Source organism: Armatimonadota bacterium, from assembly GCA_031460175.1.
GTDB lineage: Bacteria > Sysuimicrobiota > Sysuimicrobiia > Sysuimicrobiales > Sysuimicrobiaceae > Sysuimicrobium > Sysuimicrobium tengchongense.
Genome location: JAVKGW010000002.1, coordinates 191,030 through 208,846, shown reverse-complemented (window position 1 = coordinate 208,846; position 17,817 = coordinate 191,030). Strand labels below are relative to the sequence as shown.

Annotated in this window: 18 protein-coding genes; 15 read left to right on the top strand and 3 right to left on the bottom strand. The window is 69.7% G+C overall.

The window, feature by feature from the left end:
* Positions 1–4 precede the first annotated feature (4 nt).
* Both QN206_03770 and QN206_03765 read left to right on the top strand, forming a co-directional pair.
* Positions 5–301: a hypothetical protein gene (locus QN206_03770; GenBank protein MDR7613922.1), complete on the top strand. Its 297-nt coding sequence runs from the start codon at positions 5–7 to the stop codon at positions 299–301.
* Positions 302–307: 6 nt separating this feature from the next.
* Entirely contained in the window at positions 308–1,336 is a 1,029-nt protein-coding gene (locus QN206_03765; protein ID MDR7613921.1) for a GntG family PLP-dependent aldolase, read from the top strand.
* Between the two features lie 245 nt (positions 1,337–1,581).
* On the opposite strand, the gene QN206_03760 is transcribed toward QN206_03765, so the two are convergent.
* The 3 genes from QN206_03760 to QN206_03750 are packed head-to-tail and all read right to left on the bottom strand — an operon-like array spanning position 1,582 to position 4,537.
* Positions 1,582–3,009, bottom strand: coding sequence for an MlaD family protein (locus QN206_03760; GenBank protein MDR7613920.1), 1,428 nt, complete (start codon positions 3,007–3,009; stop codon positions 1,582–1,584).
* On the bottom strand, positions 3,006–3,779 hold the full coding sequence (locus tag QN206_03755) for an ABC transporter ATP-binding protein (GenBank protein MDR7613919.1): 774 nt from the start codon (positions 3,777–3,779) through the stop codon (positions 3,006–3,008). The genes QN206_03760 and QN206_03755 overlap by 4 nt, the downstream gene beginning before the upstream one ends.
* A gap of 11 nt (positions 3,780–3,790) precedes the next feature.
* Positions 3,791–4,537, bottom strand: a complete 747-nt coding sequence (locus QN206_03750; GenBank protein MDR7613918.1) for an ABC transporter permease — start codon at positions 4,535–4,537, stop codon at positions 3,791–3,793.
* Positions 4,538–4,800: 263 nt separating this feature from the next.
* On the opposite strand from QN206_03750, the gene infC reads away from it, so the two are divergent.
* Genes infC through tyrS form a run of 13 tightly spaced genes read left to right on the top strand, consistent with a single transcriptional unit; the run spans position 4,801 to position 17,814 of the window.
* A complete protein-coding gene (infC, locus tag QN206_03745) occupies positions 4,801–5,295 on the top strand; it encodes a translation initiation factor IF-3 (protein MDR7613917.1) in 495 nt (164 codons plus the stop codon).
* A 12-nt stretch (positions 5,296–5,307) separates the two neighbouring features.
* Positions 5,308–5,511 (top strand): 50S ribosomal protein L35, encoded by a 204-nt coding sequence (gene rpmI / locus QN206_03740; GenBank protein MDR7613916.1) that lies wholly within the window; start codon positions 5,308–5,310, stop codon positions 5,509–5,511.
* A gap of 12 nt (positions 5,512–5,523) precedes the next feature.
* On the top strand, positions 5,524–5,880 hold the full coding sequence (gene rplT / locus QN206_03735) for a 50S ribosomal protein L20 (protein MDR7613915.1): 357 nt from the start codon (positions 5,524–5,526) through the stop codon (positions 5,878–5,880).
* A complete protein-coding gene (locus tag QN206_03730; protein ID MDR7613914.1) occupies positions 5,877–6,614 on the top strand; it encodes an RNA methyltransferase in 738 nt (245 codons plus the stop codon). Before rplT ends, QN206_03730 begins: the two co-directional genes overlap by 4 nt.
* Before the next feature lie 55 nt (positions 6,615–6,669).
* On the top strand, positions 6,670–7,653 hold the full coding sequence (pheS, locus tag QN206_03725; protein ID MDR7613913.1) for a phenylalanine--tRNA ligase subunit alpha: 984 nt from the start codon (positions 6,670–6,672) through the stop codon (positions 7,651–7,653).
* 9 nt (positions 7,654–7,662) lie between these two features.
* A complete protein-coding gene (pheT, locus tag QN206_03720) occupies positions 7,663–9,732 on the top strand; it encodes a phenylalanine--tRNA ligase subunit beta (GenBank protein MDR7613912.1) in 2,070 nt (689 codons plus the stop codon).
* Between the two features lie 50 nt (positions 9,733–9,782).
* Positions 9,783–10,295: a CvpA family protein gene (locus QN206_03715; GenBank protein ID MDR7613911.1), complete on the top strand. Its 513-nt coding sequence runs from the start codon at positions 9,783–9,785 to the stop codon at positions 10,293–10,295.
* Entirely contained in the window at positions 10,296–12,038 is a 1,743-nt protein-coding gene (polX, locus tag QN206_03710) for a DNA polymerase/3'-5' exonuclease PolX (protein MDR7613910.1), read from the top strand.
* Entirely contained in the window at positions 12,035–12,649 is a 615-nt protein-coding gene (locus QN206_03705) for a DNA-3-methyladenine glycosylase (GenBank protein ID MDR7613909.1), read from the top strand. Before polX ends, QN206_03705 begins: the two co-directional genes overlap by 4 nt.
* A gap of 2 nt (positions 12,650–12,651) precedes the next feature.
* Complete coding sequence (locus QN206_03700; GenBank protein MDR7613908.1) at positions 12,652–14,994, top strand: endonuclease MutS2; 2,343 nt, start codon at positions 12,652–12,654, stop codon at positions 14,992–14,994.
* Positions 14,991–16,103 carry a mandelate racemase/muconate lactonizing enzyme family protein gene (locus QN206_03695; GenBank protein ID MDR7613907.1) on the top strand — a complete coding sequence of 371 codons (1,113 nt, stop codon included), beginning with the start codon at positions 14,991–14,993 and terminating at the stop codon, positions 16,101–16,103. Before QN206_03700 ends, QN206_03695 begins: the two co-directional genes overlap by 4 nt.
* On the top strand, positions 16,100–16,594 hold the full coding sequence (locus tag QN206_03690) for a QueT transporter family protein (protein MDR7613906.1): 495 nt from the start codon (positions 16,100–16,102) through the stop codon (positions 16,592–16,594). Before QN206_03695 ends, QN206_03690 begins: the two co-directional genes overlap by 4 nt.
* Positions 16,591–17,814, top strand: a complete 1,224-nt coding sequence (gene tyrS, locus QN206_03685) for a tyrosine--tRNA ligase (GenBank protein MDR7613905.1) — start codon at positions 16,591–16,593, stop codon at positions 17,812–17,814. Before QN206_03690 ends, tyrS begins: the two co-directional genes overlap by 4 nt.
* Positions 17,815–17,817 lie beyond the last annotated feature (3 nt).

The following is a 17,817-nucleotide window of genomic DNA, read 5'->3' as shown; positions in this document are numbered from 1 at the left end:
GGCGATGCCGGGAGGAAGGAGCACCGCGGACCCGCCGGGCCGCATCCTGGGCATGGTGGTGTTCGTGGTGGGGGTACTCCTGCTCATCTACGTCTTCTACTCCGCGTACGCGGAGCTGGCGGCCGGCGCCCTGAGCCGGCTCACCTCCCCGGCCCCGCAACAGGGGCCGGATCTCAACCTGGTCCTGGCCCTGTTGGTGCGCGCCCTCTTCCTCTTCCTCCTCGGGTACCTCGCCTCCGCCATCGCGGGGCGGGGGATCGGAATGTACCAGGCGGCCCGAGCCCCGGAACCCCAGGAGTGAGGGAGAATGCGGGAGGTGGACCTGCGCAGCGACACCGTCACCCAGCCCACGGAGCGGATGCGGGAGGCCATGGCGCAGGCCCAAGTGGGGGATGACGTGTACGGGGAAGACCCCACCGTGCGTGCTCTGGAGGAGCTCGCCGCGGAGCGGATGGGAAAGGAGGCGGCCCTGTTCTGCACGAGCGGCACCATGGCGAACCTGGTGGCCGTGCTCACGCACACCCAGCGGGGAGACGAGGTGCTGTGCGAGGCCACCGCGCACGTCTACGAGCACGAGCGCCAAGGCCTCAGCGCGCTCGCGGGAGCCGCCCTGCGTCCCATCCGGGGCGAGCGCGGCTGGATCTCCCCGGAGGCCCTGCAAGCGGCCTTGCACCCCGCAGGTTCCCACTCCCCGCCTCCGCGCCTCGTGTGCCTGGAGAACACCCACAACCGGGCGGGAGGCGTGGTCCTCTCCCCGGATCGCATCGCGGCCACCACCGCCGCCGCCCACCGGGCGGGGCTCGCGGTGCATCTGGACGGGGCCCGCATCTTCAACGCCGCGGTGGCCCTGGGAGTCCCCGCGAGGGCTCTGGCGGAGCCGGTGGACTCCGTGATGTTCTCCCTCTCCAAGGGACTGAGCGCACCCGTGGGCTCCGTGCTGTGTGGCGACAAATCCTTCATCGAGCGTGCGCGGCGCTGGCGGCAGGTGGTGGGCGGCGGGATGCGGCAGGCGGGGGTGCTGGCCGCCGCGGGAATCGTGGCCCTCCAGGAGATGGTGGACCGCCTCGCGGAGGATCACCGACGGGCCAAGGCGCTGGCCAGGGGACTCTCCCGCCTCCCCGGCGTGGAGGTGGATCCGGACCAGGTGGACACGAACATCGTCCTGGTGCGGGTGGAAGGGGATGCCCGCGCGCTCGTCGCCCGGCTCGCGGCCCAGGGCGTTCTCTGCTTTGCCCTCTCCCCGCATGAGATCCGGCTCGTCACCCACCGGCACATCTCGGATGAGGACGTGGCCTGGGCGGTGGAAGCCTTCCGACGGGTCCAGGCCTTCGCGTGAAATCCCGAACGAATTTGCGAAAAGGGAGGAGGAATTCTCGCACTCCCTGCGTATACTTCTTACAAACCAAACGGAAAGGAGGTAGCCGAGCCATGGCGGCGAAGAAGGCGGCCAGCAAGAAGGCCACCGCCAAGAAGACCTCCGCCAAGTCCACGGCGAAGAAGAGCGCGAAGAAGAAGCGGTAACGCTTCCCCGAGCGCTCGTGCTTGCCTCGGGACCTTCCACGGTCCCGGGGCTTTTCTGTTTTAGAACCGGTACCGCAGGCCGATCCCGTACGAGGGCTCCCGGAGCACGTCCCGCAGGTGCAGGCCGATGGCCAAGGCGGGCTGGACCGCGTGGTAAAGGGAGAGGTGGAGGGTGGGGCGGTTGAAGTTCGTGAGGTCCAGGGCAACCCGCCACCCCCCTTCACCTTGGTAGTCGAGTCCCATGCCCACTTGGGAATCCACAAGCCCCACCCGCCACGCCAGGGCATCCGTGAGGCGGAACCCCGCCTGGAGCTGCAGCAGGTTCTCCCGTCCCACGTCGTGGATCCCCAACCGGTAAGAGCGGCCCTCTCCCGGGGTCACCCAGAGGTCGAGATCGTGGCGGAGCTGGGTCCGGGTGTTGTACCACACCGCGTAGGTGACGTGCAGGTTGGGGAGGAGAAGGATCCCCTCCTGGACCCGCTGCAGGATGGGGGTGAAACCCTCCACGGTCCGCTCGATCTTGCCCATCACTTCGTCCACCCGGCGGGCGGCCGTGCGCGCGTCTGCGAGAACTCCCCGGGCCTCCCGCAGCCGTGCCTCGTTGATGAGCCCCTCCTGGAGATCGCGGCTCATCTCCTCCACGCGCCGGGCGGTCCGCTCCACGCTGGCCGCGGTGCGCTGGGCGGCGAGGATGGCCTCCTCCGCGGAGGCCACGGAACGGCGGATCCGGGAGGCGGTTTCCCCCCGGGCGGTGACGTCCTCCGTGAACCGGCGGATCTCCTGGGCGGTGGCCCGGAGGTCCCGCGCGAAGTCCCTCAGGCTGCGGGCGGCCTGGGTGACCTCCGTCCCGACCTCCTCCGCCACCCTCTCCACGTGCCTGGTCGTCCGCTCCACGGACCGGCCCGCGCCCTCCAGGTGCTCCGCGGTTCGGATCAGTCGGGCCCGGAGCCGGGGATCGGCCACCGTCTCCTGAACGGCGCCCACGGTCCGATCCAGACGCTCTACCACGCCCTGGGCGGATCGCACGAGGCGGCGCACATCCCGCACCGCCGTCTCCACCTCCCTCGCGAGAGCCTCCACCCTCCGGTAGAGGTCCTCCACGGTGAAGGCCCGGTCTCCCGGGACCACCGCCTCCGGCGGGATGGATTCAGCTTCCCCGGAGGGGAGGATGGCCAGGTAACGGTTTCCCAGCAAGGTGCTGCTGGCGATCTGGAACCGGGATCCCGCGGGGATACGGATCTCGGGCCGGACGCGTACCCGCACCGCGGCCCGGTGATCGGGGGTGAGGCGGAGGGCGCGCACCTCCCCCACCGGCACCCCGGCCATGCGGACGGGAGTGCCGGGACCGAGCCCTTCCGCGCTCTCGAACACCACGGTGAATTCATACCCTCGTTCGAAGAGCGGAATCCGTCCCAGGAATCCCGCCAGGGCTCCCAGCAGCAAAAGACCTAGCAGGACCGCGAGCCCGACCCGGGCTTCCGGCTTCATGACCTTCCCTCCTCTTCAGGGCGGGTGGGCAGTCGGCTCGCGCGGAGGAACTCCACCACCAGAGGGTGATCCGACCGCCAGAGGGTCTCCGGAGGGCCCACGAGGATGAACCGGCCTCCGTCCAGCACCGCGATGCGCTGGGCCACCCGCAAGGCGGTCAGGAGGTCGTGGGTGACCAGCACCGTGGTGGTCCCGGTCTGCTTCTGGACACGGAGGATGAGTTCGTCCACCGCGCGGGCGGTGACCGGGTCGAGTCCTGCCGTGGGCTCGTCGTAGAGGAGGATGCGGGGCTCCAGCGCCAGGGCCCGGGCGATGCCCACCCGCTTGCGCATGCCTCCCGAGAGTTCCGCCGGCATCCGATCCTTCGCGCCTTCCATGCCCACCAGCTTCAACTTCTCCAGGACCTTTTCCTGGAGGGTACCCTCGTCCATCCGGCGGTGGCGGCGAAGGGGGAACGCCACGTTCTCCCCCACGGTGAGCGAGTCAAGGAGGGCGGAACCCTGGAAGACCATCCCCATCTGCATGCGCAGGGCACCCAGCTGCGGGCCGCGCAGGGTGTGCACCGGGTGCCCGTCAATCCGGACCTCGCCCAGATCCGGCTGCAGGAGGCCCACCATGTGCTTGAGGAGCACGCTCTTGCCAGCACCGCTGGGCCCCAGGATGGCCACGGACTCTCCGGGCTCCACCACGAGCGAGATGCCCCGCAGCACCGCTTGCGTTCCGAAGGATTTGTGGAGGTCTACCACCTCGATGCGACCCTCCAGGATCATGGCTCCACCGCTCAGAACAGCAGGAGGTCCAGGAAGTAGTTGAGGACGAGGAGGAGCACGATGGCGGTCACCACGCTGCCCGTGGTGGCCCGCCCCACCCCCTCCGCGCCGCCGGAGGCCCGCAGCCCCTTGGTGCAGGCCACGAGGCCGGTGGCCGCCCCAAAGGCCGCAGCCTTTCCGAGCCCCTTGAGCACATCCGTGAAGTCCAGGAACTCCCGCACGGAGCTCAGGTACATGCTCCCCGGCACCCCCGCGAGGACCGCGACCACATAGCCCCCCAATCCGCCCACCGCGTTCGCCAGGAGGACCAGGACGGGCAACATCCCCACCAGGGCCGTCACCCGGGGCAGCACCAGGTACTCCACGGGATCCGTGGCCATGACCTCCAGGGCGTCCACCTGCTCCGTGACCTTCATGGTGCCCAGTTCCGCGGCGAACCCTGCCCCCACCCGGCCCGCCACGGTGACCGCGGTGAACACGGGAGCCGCCTCCCGGGCCATGGACACCGCCACAAGTCCCCCCACGAACCCTTCGGCTCCCATGGCCAGGAGCTGCCGGGCGGTCTGGAAGGCGAGGACCATGCCGGAAAAGGTCCCGGTGAGCAGGACCAGGGGGATGGACTCCACGCCCGCCCGGTCCATCTGGCGGAGGGTCTCCCGGCCCTCCCACCGGAAGCGGGCAAGGGCCCCGAGGACCCGCAGGAGGAGCAGCGTTCCCGCGCCCAGCTCCTCGAGCCAGCCCAGCACAACGCGCCCCATCGCCTCCCAGAGGGACGGCCGTGACCTGGCTTGACGGACCTCCACGCCCATGTTAGGGTGATCGCGGCTCGGGTGCGCGCAGAAGCCTGGCGATTCCTTCCGCGACGGGGATCCCATGCCCGCGTGATGGGACAGGGAGATTCCGCGCGGGACACATCTTGCGGGCGGCTTCTGCTGCCCGCTTTCATTTTACCGGGATCATGGGGGCATCCTCCGAGGATGCCCCAAGAGAGGGAGGGGAGAGCATCCATCGGGAACCCCGGGTGAACGAACGGATTCGAGCACATGAGGTCCGGCTGATCGGGCCGGGCGGAGAGAATCTCGGGATCGTTCCCATCCACGTGGCCCTGCAGCGGGCCCGGGAGGCGGGGTTGGATCTGGTGGAGGTCGCGCCTCAGGCGGATCCGCCCGTGGTCAGGATCATGGACTACGGGAAGTACAAGTACGAGCAGAGCAAGCGGGACCGGGAGGCGCACCGCAAGACCCGGATCATGGAGTTGAAACGGATCCGGATGACCCCGAAGATCGGAGATCACGATTTCCAGACGAAGGCGAAGATGGTCTACAACTTCCTGCAGGAAGGGCACAAGGTGAAGGTGGAGATGTGGTTCCGGGGCCGGGAGGCGGTGCACCCGGAGCTGGGTCGCATGATCCTGGACCGGCTCACGGAGTACGTCTCGCCCATCGCCACCGTGGAGCGCCCCCCCTCCATGGAGGGGCGAAACATGGTGGTGGTGTACAACCCGGCCCGGCGGTGAGGAGGCTGGAGGATGCCCAAGGCCAAGACCCATCAGGGCACGCGCAAGCGGATCAAGGTAACGGGAAGCGGCAGGCTCCTCCGCCGGCGTCAGGGCGGAGGGCATCTGAAGGAGAAGAAACGGGCCCGGCGGCTGCGCAGCCTCGCCCAGGAGGTGCCGGTGGCACCCCAGGACACGAGGCGCATCCGGGCCCTGATCCCGTACGATCTGGAGTGAGGGGAGCGGAACATGCCGAGGGTGAAGCGGGGAAAGACCGTACGCCGCCGCCACAAGAAGATCCTCAAGCTCGCCAAGGGCTACTGGGGCAAGAAGAGCCGGTGGTTCAAGCTGGCAAACCAGTACGTGATGCGGGCCCTCCGCAACGCGTACCGGGATCGCCGGCAGCGCAAGCGAGATTTCCGACGCCTGTGGATCGTCCGCATCAACGCGGCTGCCCGCCAGCACGGCCTGTCGTACAGCCGGCTCATGCATGCCCTGCGCCAGAACGGCATCGCCCTGAACCGCAAGGTCCTGGCGGATCTGGCGGTTCGGGATCCCCAGGCATTCGCGGAGATCGTCCGCAGCGCCACGGCCCGTCCGGGGTGATCACCAGCCCCAAGAACCCGCACATCCGGGAACTCCGGGCCCTGGCCCGTCGGCGGGAGCGGTGGGCCCAAGGCCGGTTGGTGGTGAGCGGGATCCGGCTCGTGGAGACCGTTCTCCGGGTGGGGGGACGGGTGGAGGAACTCCTGGTGGCAGAACCCCTGCCGGAGCTGGAGCGCCTGGCTCAGCGCACGGGGGTGCGGATACTCCGGGTGGGGCCGCGGGTGATCGAGGCCCTGGCGGACGTGGAGACCCCCCAACCCGTATGCGCGGTGGTCCGGATCCCCGAGGTACGCTCCCTCTCTGCCCTCCGGTGGTCCCGGCTCGTGGTGGCGGACGGGATCCAGGATCCGGGAAACCTCGGGGCCCTAATCCGCACCGCGGACGCCGCGGGGTTTGACGCCCTGGCCGTGCTCGAGGGGACCGTGGATCCCTTCCACCCGAGGGCCGTCCGCGCGAGCGCGGGTTCCTGCTTTGCGCTTCCCATTGCGCGGGCCACGCCGGAGGAAGTGCGGGAGGGGCGGGTGTATGTGGCGGACCCGAGGGGGGAGGTGGATTACCGGGAGGCAGACTACACGCCTCCCGTGGCCCTCGTGTTGGGCAGTGAGGGGAGCGGGCCCCGCCATCCCTGGCCCCTTTCCTCCCGGGTTCGGATCCCGATCTACGGCAGGGCGGAATCCCTAAACGTGGTGGCCGCGGCGGCCGTGCTTCTGTACGAGGCCCGGCGCGGTGGCTGAGGTCATCCTGCCCCTGATATACTTCAGAAGACCGCGCACGTCCGGGGGAGAAAGCGTGGAGCAGGAGATCCGGACCCTGCGGGAGGAGGCTGGGCAGGAGATCCAGCGGGCCGAAAGCCCGGAGGCCGTGGAGGCCGTCCGGCGCCGATATCTCGGCAAGCGGGGGCGGCTTACCCAGCTGTTGCGGGGTCTTGGAAGTCTTCCTCCGGAGGAGCGGGCCCGGGTGGGTGCCCTCCTGAACGAGACCAAGGCGTGGCTCGTGGCCCAGCTGGAAGCTCGGGCGGAGGTGGTCCGGGCGCTCGCCCTGGAACATCGGCTTCGCGCGGAGGCCATAGACGTCACCCTTCCCGGCCGCCGCCCCATCCCGGGACGGCCGCACGTCCTGGGCCGGACCATTCAGGAGATCCTGGAGATCTTCCGGTCCATGGGATTCGAGGTGGTGGAGGGACCGGAGATCGAGACGGAGGAGTTCAACTTCCGCCGACTGAACATCCCGGAGGACCACCCCGCCCGGGACATGCAGGACTCCTTCTACCTGGACCGTGAGCACCTCCTGCGGACCCAGGTCACCGCGGTGGACGTGCGGGTGATGGCGGTGCGCAGGCCTCCCCTCCGGGTGGTGAGCATCGGCCGGTGCTACCGCCGGGATGCCCTCGATGCCACCCACGCGCCCGTGTTCCACCAAGTGGACGGCTTCCTGGTGGACGAAGGCGTGCGGTTCTCGGACCTCAAAGGGGTGCTCTCCCGGTTCGCGCGGGAGATGTGGGGGCCCCAGACCCGGGTCCGCTTCCAGCCCTCCTACTTCCCCTTCACGGAGCCCAGCGCGGAGATCGCGGTGTATTTCGGCGGCCGGTGGCTGGAGATCGGAGGATGCGGGATGTTCCACCCCCGGGTTCTCGAATTCTCGGGGATCGATCCCGAGCGGTACACCGCCTTCGCCTTCGGGCTCGGCGTGGAGCGGCCGGCCATGGTCCGCTACGGCATCGGGGACATCCGCCTCTTCTGGGAGAACGACCTGCGGTTCTTGAACCAGTTCTAGGAGGGCGGGATGCGGGTTCCGTGGACCTGGCTCCGGGAACTGGTGCGCACCTCAGACCCCCTCGACCCCGAGGCATGGGTGGAGCGGTTCCCCATGCTGGGGCTGGGCGTGGAGGCCGTGGAGCGGTGGGGGGACGACTGGGTGTTCGACCTGGAGACCACCACGAACCGGCCCGACTGGTTGGGGATGGTGGGGATCGCCCGGGAAGTGGCGGCCGCCACGGGTGGGGAGCTGTTGGTCCCCTCCGTGGCCCTGGAGGAAGAGGATCCTCCGGCCCAGACCCTGGCCTCCGTGACGTTCGAGGATCCCGACCTCTGCTACCGGTACGTGGCCCGGGTGATCGTGGAGGTCCAGGTCGGCCCGGCCCCCCGGTGGATGGCGGACCGCTTGGAGAAGTGCGGGATCCGCAGCATCAACAACGTGGTGGACATCACCAACTACGTGATGCTGGAGCTGGGTCAGCCCCTCCACGCCTTCGATTACGAGGGGATCTTGGGCGGCAGGATCGTGGTGCGGGCCGCCCGAGCGGGAGAGCGGCTCGTGACCCTGGACGGGGTGGAGCGGGTGCTGCCGGAAGGGGCGCTCGTGATCGCGGACGCGGAGCGACCCGTGGCCCTGGGCGGGATCATGGGGGGCGCGGACACCGAGATCCGGCCCACTTCCCGGCGGGTGCTGCTGGAGTCCGCGTGGTTCAACCCCGTGGCGGTGCGCCGCACGGCCCGGGCCGTGGGATTGCGTACGGAGGCGAGCACCCGACACGAGCGGGGGGGTGATCCGGAGCGCGTGCGGGTTGCCGCCGCCCGCGCCGCGGAGCTCATGCGCCGCTATTGCGGGGGCCGGGTCCTACGCGGCGAGGTGGACGTTTACCCCAACCCGGAATCACCCCGGGTGGTGGCCTTGCGGTACGGGCGCCTCCGGAGGGTGTTAGGGGCCGAGATTCCCCGGGAGGAGGCCGAGGAAATCCTCAGACGGCTGGGATTCGATCTGGAGAGCCTGGAGGACCGCGCCCTGGTTCGGGTTCCCTCCCACCGCCGGGACGTGGAGCGGGAGGAGGACCTCATCGAGGAGGTCGCCCGGTTGTGGGGCTACGACCGGATCCCGGAGACCATGCCCGTGGCTGAGATGGGAGTGGGAAGGCTCCCCGAGGAGCTCGCGCGGGAGCGGGAGGTGCGGGAGACGCTGCTGCGCGGCGGCCTCACGGAGGTGTTCACCCTTTCCCTCCTCCACCCCCGGGACCTGGATCGCGTCCGGATTCCGCCGGACCACCCGCTCCGGAAGGCCCCCAGGCTCCTGAACCCCCTTACCGAGGAACACACACACCTCCGCACCACGCTCCTTCCGTCCCTCCTCGAGGTCCTGCGCACGAACCGCGCCCGGGGAATCCCGGACGTGCACATCTTCGAGATCGGCCGGGTGTACTTTCCCTCCGGGGAGGGGTGGGAGGAGCGCAAGGTGGTGGGGATCGCCCGCATGGGCCGGGTGCTCCTGGGTCGCTGGAACCTCCCGGAGGAGTTCGGGGAGACCACCTTCTACCACCTGAAGGGGGTCCTGGAGACCCTCCTGGAGGAGCTCCACATTCCCGATTGGCGTCTCGTGCCGGAATCCGCTCCGTGGCTCCACCCCTACCGCGCCGCCTCCCTGTGGATTGGAAGAGAGCGGATCGGATGGATGGGGGAGGTGCACCCACAGGTGGCGGAGGCCTATGACCTGCGGGGAAGGGCGTATGTGGCAGAGGTGGCCCTCATGCCCCTGCTCGCGCACACCCGACCTCCGCAGCTCCGCCCCCTCCCCCGCTACCCCGCGGTGGATCGGGACCTCGCGGTGGTGGTGCGGGAGGGGGTGACCGCGGCGGAACTCGTGGAGGAGATCCGGAGGTCGGGAGGGCCGGTGCTGGAGGCGGTGGAGCCCTTCGATGTGTACACGGGACCCCAGGTCCCTGCGGGCCACAAAAGCATCGCCTTCTCCCTCCGGTTCCGATCCCCGGACCGCACCCTGGAGGCCCGGGAGGTGGAGGCGGTCCTGGAAGGGATCCGCCAGGGGCTGCGACAGCGGTTCGGAGCCCGGATCCGGGGCGCGTAGAACGCAGGAACTCCCCGCGGTGCCGCGAATCCTGCGGTGGAGGGAGCGGCATGACGTGGGTGGACTGGATCATCCTCGCCCTGACCTTGCTCATGATCCTCTCGGGGCTTCAGCGGGGTCCGCTCAGGACCCTGCTCGAGACGTGCTTTCTGGCCCTCGCCTTCGGGCTCACGAGCCGGTTCTACAAGGCCGTGGCGGAGGCCCTCTTCGGCCGGGACTTCCCCTGGCCGGACTGGGCGGCGACCTTGACCTTTCTGGCGATGCTGGTGGTGCTCGTGGTGGTGGGCAACTATCTCACCGCGGCCATAGCGGGTCGCAAGGCGGCCACCGGGATCCGGATCCTTCTGGGGGGGATTGTGGGGGTGCTGAAAGGAGCCGTGCTCTCCATGGTCTTCCTGGTGTTCCTGCTGGCCGCGCCCTTCCGGGCCGCGGTACGTCCGGATGTAGAGCGATCCGTGCTCGCGCCCTCCATAGCCAGCTGGGAGGCGGCTGCGGTGCGGAGCCTCAACACCGTCCTTCCCTGGAGGATCCCGGAGCTGGGGCCCGGGGGGGAGTCCTTCTGAATGAAGAACCTGGAGCTGGCGTCCCTGCTCAACGAGATCGCGGACCTGCTGGAGCTGAAAGGAGAGAGCCCCTTCCGGGTAAACGCGTACCGCCGGGCGGCCCGGGCCCTGGAGAGCCTGACGGAGGACGTGGAGGAACTGGCGGCCCGTGGAGCCCTGGAAGAGATCCCCGGGGTCGGGAAGAGCATCGCGGAGAAGATCCAGGAATACCTCCGCACGGGGAAGATCGCCTATCACGGGGACCTGTTGCGGGAGCTCCCCGCGGGCATCACCACCCTCCTGCGGATCCCGGGGCTGGGGCCGAAGACCGCCATGCTCCTCTACCGGCACCTGGGGATCACCACCCTCGAGGAGCTGGAACAGGCCGCACGGTCCGGGAGGTTATCGGGCCTTCCCCGGATGGGCCAGAAGACGGTGGAGAACATCCTGCGGGGGATCGAGCAGGTGCGCCGGGCGGGAAAGCGGCTCCCGCTGGGAACCGTGCGGCCCTACGCTCAGGAGATCGTGGCACGGTTGCAGAGGCTGCCGTCCGTCCGTGAGATCCACGTGGCCGGGAGTCTCCGCCGCATGAAGGACACCATCGGCGACATCGACATCCTCGTGACCAGCAGCGCCCCAGAAGAGGCCATGGAGGCCTTCGTGCGGATGCCGGAGGTGGGGGAGGTGCTGTCGCACGGCTCCACCCGGAGCAGCGTGTTGCTCCGGGTGGGGGTCCAGGCAGACCTGCGGGTGGTGGAGCCGGTCTCCTTCGGCGCGGCCCTGCAGTACTTCACGGGAAGCAAGGAGCACAACATCCGACTGCGGGAGCGGGCCGTGCGGATGGGCCTCAAGATCAACGAGTACGGGGTCTTCCGGGGAGAGCGGCGCATCGCGGGCCGGACGGAGGAAGAGGTGTACGCCGCGGTGGGACTTCCCTGGATCCCGCCGGAGCTGCGCGAGGATCAGGGGGAACTGGAGGCCGCGGAACGGGGGGAGCTTCCGGACCTGGTGACCCTTCGGGACATCCGGGGCGACCTCCACATGCACACCCGGTGGAGCGACGGGGCCGCCACGGTGGAGGAGATGGCCCGGGCCGCCCGGGAGATGGGCTACGAGTACATCTGCATCACGGATCACTCCCAGAGCCTGAAGTTCGCAGGCGGGGTGACGGTGGAGGATCTCCGGCGGCATATCCGGGACGTGCGACGGCTCAGCGAACGGCTGGAGGGGATCACGGTCCTCATCGGCTCCGAGGTGGACATCCTCCCGGATGGGTCCCTGGACTACCCCGATGAGGTCCTGGCGGATCTGGACGTGGTGGTGGCCTCCGTGCACACGCACTTCCGCATGGAGGCTCGCGCCATGACGGAGCGCATCGTGCGGGCCATGCACAACCCCTACGTGACCATCCTCGGGCACCCCACGGGCCGGCTTGTCCAGCAGCGGGACCCATACTCCGTAGACGTGGAGCGGCTGGTGGAAGCGGCCCGCAGGACCGGCACCATCCTGGAGGTGAACGCGGCTCCGGAGCGGCTGGATCTGAAGGACGTGCACGTGCGACTGGCCAGAGAGCACGGAGTGCTGCTCTGCATCAATACGGACGCCCACAGCCCTGCACAGCTCCGGCACATGGAGCTGGGCGTGGGCACCGCCCGCCGGGGATGGGCAGAGGCGAAGGACGTGGTGAACACCCTGCCGCTTCGGAAGCTCCTGGAGGTCTTGGGCCGCAAACGTCCTGCCGCCCGCGGGAAGCGCTCCGGATGATCCCGGGACGTTCCCTCCGTCCCCTTCCCCGCCCCTTCTTCGCCCGCCCCACCCTGGAGGTGGCGCCGGAACTGGTGGGAGCCCTCCTGGTGCGCCTCCTTCCCGAGGGCGTGCGGCTGGTGGGGCGCCTCGTGGAGGTGGAGGCGTATCTGGGACCGGAGGATCCCGCAAGCCACGCCTACCGCCGTACCGCCCGCAGCGCCATCATGTGGGGCCCTCCGGGGATCGCCTACGTGTACTTCACGTACGGCAACCACCATTGCATCAACGTGGTCACGGAGCCGGAGGGCAAACCCGGGGCCGTGCTCCTGCGAGCCGCGGAGCCCATGGAGGGGCTGGAGGTCATGCGGCGGCTCCGGGGTGTGGAGGAGGTACGGCTCCTGTGTAGCGGTCCGGGCCGCCTCACCCAGGCCTTCGGCATCGATCTCTCCCATCATGGAGCGGATCTCACGCAGCCAGGCCCCCTCTACCTTGCCGCGGGAATTCCCCCCCGCCGCCTTCTCACCACCCCGCGCATCGGAATCCGGCGTGCTCGGGACCGCCCCTGGCGGTTCGTGGACCCCGAGAGCCCCTTTCTCTCCCGGCCGGTATACAATGGCGCGGGGAATTAGGGATGGATGAGCGCACCCTCCGGGTTCTGGAATTCGAAAAGATCCGGGACCGCCTGCGGCAGCTTACGGAGACCGCGGTGGGCACAGAGCTTGTGGCAGAACTCGGGCCCACCGCGGATTTCCGCGCGGTGCAGGAGCGGCTGCAGGAGACCGCGGAGGCCCGGGAGCTCTTGCGGGCGGGCGAGCTGTCCCTGCGCGGGGTGTACGACCTCCGGCCCCTTCTCGCCCGGGTCCGGGTGGGAGGAGTGCTTTCGCCGGAGGACCTGCTCCGGGTCCTGCACACGGTCCGGGTCGCCCGGAGGGTGAAGGGGGGAGTCCTTTCCCGGGCGGAGCGGGTGCCGCAGTTGTCCGCCCTGGTTCGGGACCTGCCGACCTTCGAACCGCTGGAGGCGGAGCTGGAGCGGGCCCTCGGGGAGGACGGCCGCGTGCTGGATTCCGCGAGCCCGGAGCTCGCCCGGATCAGAAAACAGCTGCGGGCCACGGAGCAGGAGCTGCGCACTCGGCTGGAGGAGCTCCTCCGCTCCCCCCGGTGGGCCCGGATGCTGCAGGATCCCATCATCACCGTGCGGGGCGACCGGTACGTGGTGCCCGTGAAGCAGCAGTACGCGCACCAGTTCCCCGGGATCCTCCACGACCAGTCCGGTACCGGCCAGACCGCCTTCATGGAGCCGCTGGTGGCCGTGCAGCTCGGAAACCGCCTCCGGGCCCTGCGGGGGGCAGAGGAGCGGGAGATCCAGCGGGTTTTGGCCTGGCTCTCGGAACGGGTGGCGGCCTGCGCGGTCCCCCTGGAGGAGGCCGTGCGGAGATTGGCCCGACTGGATCTCGCCCTCGCCAAGGCGCGCCTGGCGGAGGAGCTGGACGCGGTGGATCCGGAACTCCTGCCGGAGCCGCGGCTGGAGCTGGTGGAGGCCCGACATCCCCTCCTCGTCTACGCCCACCGGCGGGATCCGCAACGGCCGGTGGTTCCCATCGACGTGTGGCTGGGAACGGATTTCCGTACCCTTCTCCTCACGGGCCCCAACACGGGGGGGAAGACCGTGGCCCTGAAGACCATCGGCCTGTTGCAGCTCATGCTGCAATCAGGGTTGTTCGTCCCCGCTTCCCCCCGTAGTCGGATGGGCGTGTTCCCCCAGATCTTCGCGGACATCGGGGATGAGCAGAGCATCGAGCAGTCCCTCTCCACCTTCAGCGGCCACATGCGGGCCATCGTGGACATCCTGCACCGGGCCCGGCCCGGTGCCCTGGTCCTTCTGGACGAGATCGGGGCGGGCACGGACCCCGCGGAGGGCTCGGCCCTGGCCCGAGCCGTCCTGGAGACCTTACACGAGCGGGGCTGCCGGGTGGTGGCCACCACCCATTACGGGGAGCTCAAATCCCTCGCTTACAGCCTGGAGGGCGTGCAGAACGCCTCCGTGGACTTCGACGCGGAGACCCTGCGCCCCACCTACCGGCTACGGATCGGAGTTCCGGGAAGCAGCCACGCCTTCATCATCGCCCAGCGCCTGGGGCTCCCTCCGGAGATCCTGGACCGGGCGCGGGAATCGCTCGGGCGGAAGATGGTGGAGATGGAGACCGTGCTGACGGGGTTGAACGAGGACCGGCGGCGGATGGAGTTGGCCCGGGCGGAGGCGGAGCGGTTGCGCCGGGAGGCGGAGGAGGAGCGAGCACGCTACGAAGCGCTGCAGGCGCAACTCCGGTCAGAGCGGGAGCGGCTGCTCGCCCGGGCCCGGGAGGAGGCCCGGGAGCTCCTGGAGCGGACCCGGGAGGAGGTCCGGAGGGTGCTCGCGGAGTTGCGGGAGGAGCGCCGGGCTCAGGTGGCGCAGGAGGCCCACTCCCGGCTCGCGGAGCTCCAGAAGGCCTTAAGGGCCGGGCAGGCCTTGGAGGCGGGGGAACCCGTGGAGACCGTGGTCCCTGGGGATCGGGTGCGGGTAGCCTCCTTACGGGCCGAGGGGATCGTGGTGGGCGTTACGGAGCGGGATGAGGTGGAGGTGCAGGTCGGACGGTGGAGGGTTCGGGTCCCTCGGGCGGACCTGCGGCTGCCCACCGGTCCCGCACCGTCTTCCCAGCCGCGGATGCCCGCACAGCGGGCTTTTGCCGTGGAATCCGCCGCCCGTCTGGATCTCCGGGGAATGAAGGCGGACGACGCGGTCTACGAGCTGGAGCGGGCCCTGGACACCGCGCTGGTCCGGGGCGTGCGGCGCCTGGTGGTGGTGCACGGCAAGGGCACGGGGGCCCTCCGGCGGGCCGTTCACGAGGCCTTGAGCGCCCACCCAGGCATCCGGTTCCACCTGGCTCCCCCGAGCGAGGGGGGAGAGGGGGTGACCGTGGTGGAGCTCGAGCCGTGAGGATCGTGCGCATCGAGGTGTACGGGTACGAGCTCACCTACCGCCACGGGACCTACGGGATGTCCGGCGGCCGCGTGGTCCGCACCTTGCCCTCCACCGTGGTGCGGATCCTCACGGACGAAGGACTGGAGGGGTGGGGGGAGGTCTGCCCTCTGGGTTCTACCTACCTCCCGGCCTTTGCGGAAGGAGCCCGGGCCGCGCTCAGAGAACTCCTTCCGCCTCTCGTGGGTCTGGACCCCCGGGACCTCGCGGTCCTTCACCGACGCATGGACAGCACCCTGCGGGGATTCGCGTTCGCCAAAAGCCCCGTGGACATGGCGTGCTGGGATCTGGTGGGGAAGGCCACGGGGCTTCCCGTCTACCTGCTGCTGGGCGGACGGTGGCAGGAGCGGTTTCCCCTCTACGTGGCTGTTCCGTTGCGGGACGCCGGGGAGATGGCGGACTTCGTGCGGGAGCAACGTGCTCTGGGCGTCCGTCGGTTCCAGCTGAAGGTCGGCACCGCGCCTCAGGAGGATCTGGCCCGGGTGCGGGCGGTCCTGGACGTCACCGGGGAGGAGGAGGTGGTGATCGCGGACGCGAACGGAGCGTACCGGTTGCACCAAGCCGCGGTGCTCTCCCGCCTTCTCGCGGGAGTGGACCGTGTCATCCTCGAGCAGCCCTGCCCCACCCTGGAGGAGTGCCGGGCACTCCGCGGAGGAGCCTCGCTCCCCTTGATCCTGGACGAGGTGGTGACGGACGTGCGGGAGGTGCTGGAAGCCGTGGGAATGGGGGCGGTGGGGATCAACCTCAAGATCAGCCGGTTCGGGGGTCTCACCGGATCGCGCCTCGTGCGGGACCTGGCGCAGGAACTGGGCCTCTCCCTCATCATCGAGGACACATGGGGGGGAGACCTCGTGACGGCGGCCGCAAGCCACCTGGCCGCCAGCACCCGGCCCGAGGCGTTTCTGGCGGCCTCTTTCATGAACGACTGGGTTCTGGAGCACGTGGCGGGGCATCAACCCCGCTCCCAGGGCGGGTTCGGGGCCCCGCCTCCGGGGCCGGGTCTTGGGGTGGAGGTGGATCGGAGCGGGCTGCGGCTGCTGTTCGCCACGGAGGGGGAAGGGGGATGAGAGGGACGACGAAGATCGGATGGTTGGTCCGGGCGGGGATCATCGCGGGCGTGTACGCGGCGGTCACCGTATCCCTGGGGGAGCTCGGCTACGGGCCCGTGCAGGTACGGGTTTCCGAAGCCCTCACCGTGCTCCCCTACCTGGACCCCGTCTCCGGAACCCTGGGGCTGGCGCTCGGGGTGTTCATCGCGAACCTGCTGGGCCCGTACGGACTGGTGGACGTGGTGCTGGGGACCCTCCTCAGCCTGGGGGCGGCCCTCCTCACCGCCCGTATGCCTAGGGCGTGGCTTGCGCCGCTTCCCCCGGTGGTGGTCAACGCCCTGGGCGTGCCGCTTTACCTCCAGTTCCTCGCGGGCGTGCCGTACTGGCCCACCGTGGGCACGGTGTTCCTCGGCCAGCTCGTGGCCTGTTACGGGATCGGGTACCCGCTGCTTCTGGCCCTCCAGGCCCGGCCGGAGATCCTGGGCTGGCCCTCCCGGAGGCCGCGATGACTCCCCGGCCCTCTCCGGAGGCGCAGCTGGCGCTTTTGCGCCGGGGTGCCGCGGAGATCGTCTCGGAAGAGGAGCTGCTTGAGAAGCTGCGGGAGGGTCGGCCGCTCCGAGTGAAGCTCGGGCTGGATCCCACGGCGCCCGACATCCACCTGGGGTTCGCGGTGGTCCTCCGGAAGCTGCGGCAGTTCCAGGACCTGGGGCACGAGGCCATCCTCGTGATCGGGGACTTCACCGCCCTCATCGGGGATCCCTCGGGCAAGAAGCAGACCCGGCCCATGCTCACCCCGGAAGAGGTGGAGCGCAACGCCGCCACCTACCGGGCGCAGTACAGCCGCATCCTGGATCCCGAGCGCACCCGGGTGGTGTTCAACAGCCAGTGGCTTGCGCCCATGCGGTTTGCGGACGTGATCCGGCTCGCCAGCAAGGTGACCGTGGCCCGGGTGATGGAGCGGGACGACTTCACGGAGCGCTGGCGGGAGGGGATTCCCATCGGCCTTCACGAGCTCCTCTACCCCCTCTGCCAGGCGTACGACTCCGTGGCCCTCCGGGCGGACGTGGAGCTGGGAGGCACGGATCAGAAGTTCAACCTCCTCATGGGGCGGAACCTCCAGCGGGAGTTCGGCCAAGCCCCGCAGGTAGCCTTCCTCATGCCGCTTCTGCCGGGGCTGGATGGCGTGGAGAAGATGAGCAAGTCCCTGGGCAACTACATCGGGATCGCGGAACCCCCGCAGGAGATGTACGGGAAGGTGATGTCCCTGCCGGACGCCCTCATGCCCACCTACTTCGCGCTGTGCACGGAGCTTCCCGAGGAGGAGATCCGAACCCTGGTGGAGGGCCTGGAGCGGGGCGCGGTGCACCCTCGGGACGCCAAACGCCGGCTCGCCCGGGAGATCGTGCGCCTCTGGCACGGGGAGGAGGAGGCCCGGGATGCGGAAGAGGCCTTCGACCGGGTCTTCGCCCGGAAGGAGCTCCCAGAACAGATCCCGGAGGTCTCCCTCCGAGGATCGGAGCTGGTGGAGGGACGGATGCCCATCGTGCAGCTCGTGGTCCGCGCGGGACTCGCTTCCAGCCGCAGCGAGGCACGGCGGCTCGTCCTGCAGGGGGGGGTACGGGTGGACGGGACACGGTTGGACGACCCCGAAGCGCGGGTGGAGGTTCGGGAGGGCATGGTGCTCCGCGTGGGCAAGCGTCGGTTCGCCCGCATCCGCCTGAGGGAGTGACCC

What these genes read in the sequence shown, in the direction of transcription:
- QN206_03705 (MDR7613909.1), top strand. Translation starts at nt 12,035, where the DNA reads ATGATCCCGGGACGTTCCCTCCGTCCCCTTCCCCGCCCCTTCTTCGCC.
- pheT (MDR7613912.1), top strand. Translation starts at nt 7,663, where the DNA reads ATGCGGGTTCCGTGGACCTGGCTCCGGGAACTGGTGCGCACCTCAGAC.
- QN206_03765 (MDR7613921.1), top strand. Translation starts at nt 308, where the DNA reads ATGCGGGAGGTGGACCTGCGCAGCGACACCGTCACCCAGCCCACGGAG.
- QN206_03700 (MDR7613908.1), top strand. Translation starts at nt 12,652, where the DNA reads ATGGATGAGCGCACCCTCCGGGTTCTGGAATTCGAAAAGATCCGGGAC.
- QN206_03690 (MDR7613906.1), top strand. Translation starts at nt 16,100, where the DNA reads ATGAGAGGGACGACGAAGATCGGATGGTTGGTCCGGGCGGGGATCATC.
- polX (MDR7613910.1), top strand. Translation starts at nt 10,296, where the DNA reads ATGAAGAACCTGGAGCTGGCGTCCCTGCTCAACGAGATCGCGGACCTG.
- QN206_03755 (MDR7613919.1), bottom strand. Translation starts at nt 3,779, where the DNA reads ATGATCCTGGAGGGTCGCATCGAGGTGGTAGACCTCCACAAATCCTTC.
- QN206_03715 (MDR7613911.1), top strand. Translation starts at nt 9,783, where the DNA reads ATGACGTGGGTGGACTGGATCATCCTCGCCCTGACCTTGCTCATGATC.
- rpmI (MDR7613916.1), top strand. Translation starts at nt 5,308, where the DNA reads ATGCCCAAGGCCAAGACCCATCAGGGCACGCGCAAGCGGATCAAGGTA.
- rplT (MDR7613915.1), top strand. Translation starts at nt 5,524, where the DNA reads ATGCCGAGGGTGAAGCGGGGAAAGACCGTACGCCGCCGCCACAAGAAG.
- QN206_03770 (MDR7613922.1), top strand. Translation starts at nt 5, where the DNA reads ATGCCGGGAGGAAGGAGCACCGCGGACCCGCCGGGCCGCATCCTGGGC.
- tyrS (MDR7613905.1), top strand. Translation starts at nt 16,591, where the DNA reads ATGACTCCCCGGCCCTCTCCGGAGGCGCAGCTGGCGCTTTTGCGCCGG.
- QN206_03760 (MDR7613920.1), bottom strand. Translation starts at nt 3,009, where the DNA reads ATGAAGCCGGAAGCCCGGGTCGGGCTCGCGGTCCTGCTAGGTCTTTTG.
- QN206_03750 (MDR7613918.1), bottom strand. Translation starts at nt 4,537, where the DNA reads ATGGGGCGCGTTGTGCTGGGCTGGCTCGAGGAGCTGGGCGCGGGAACG.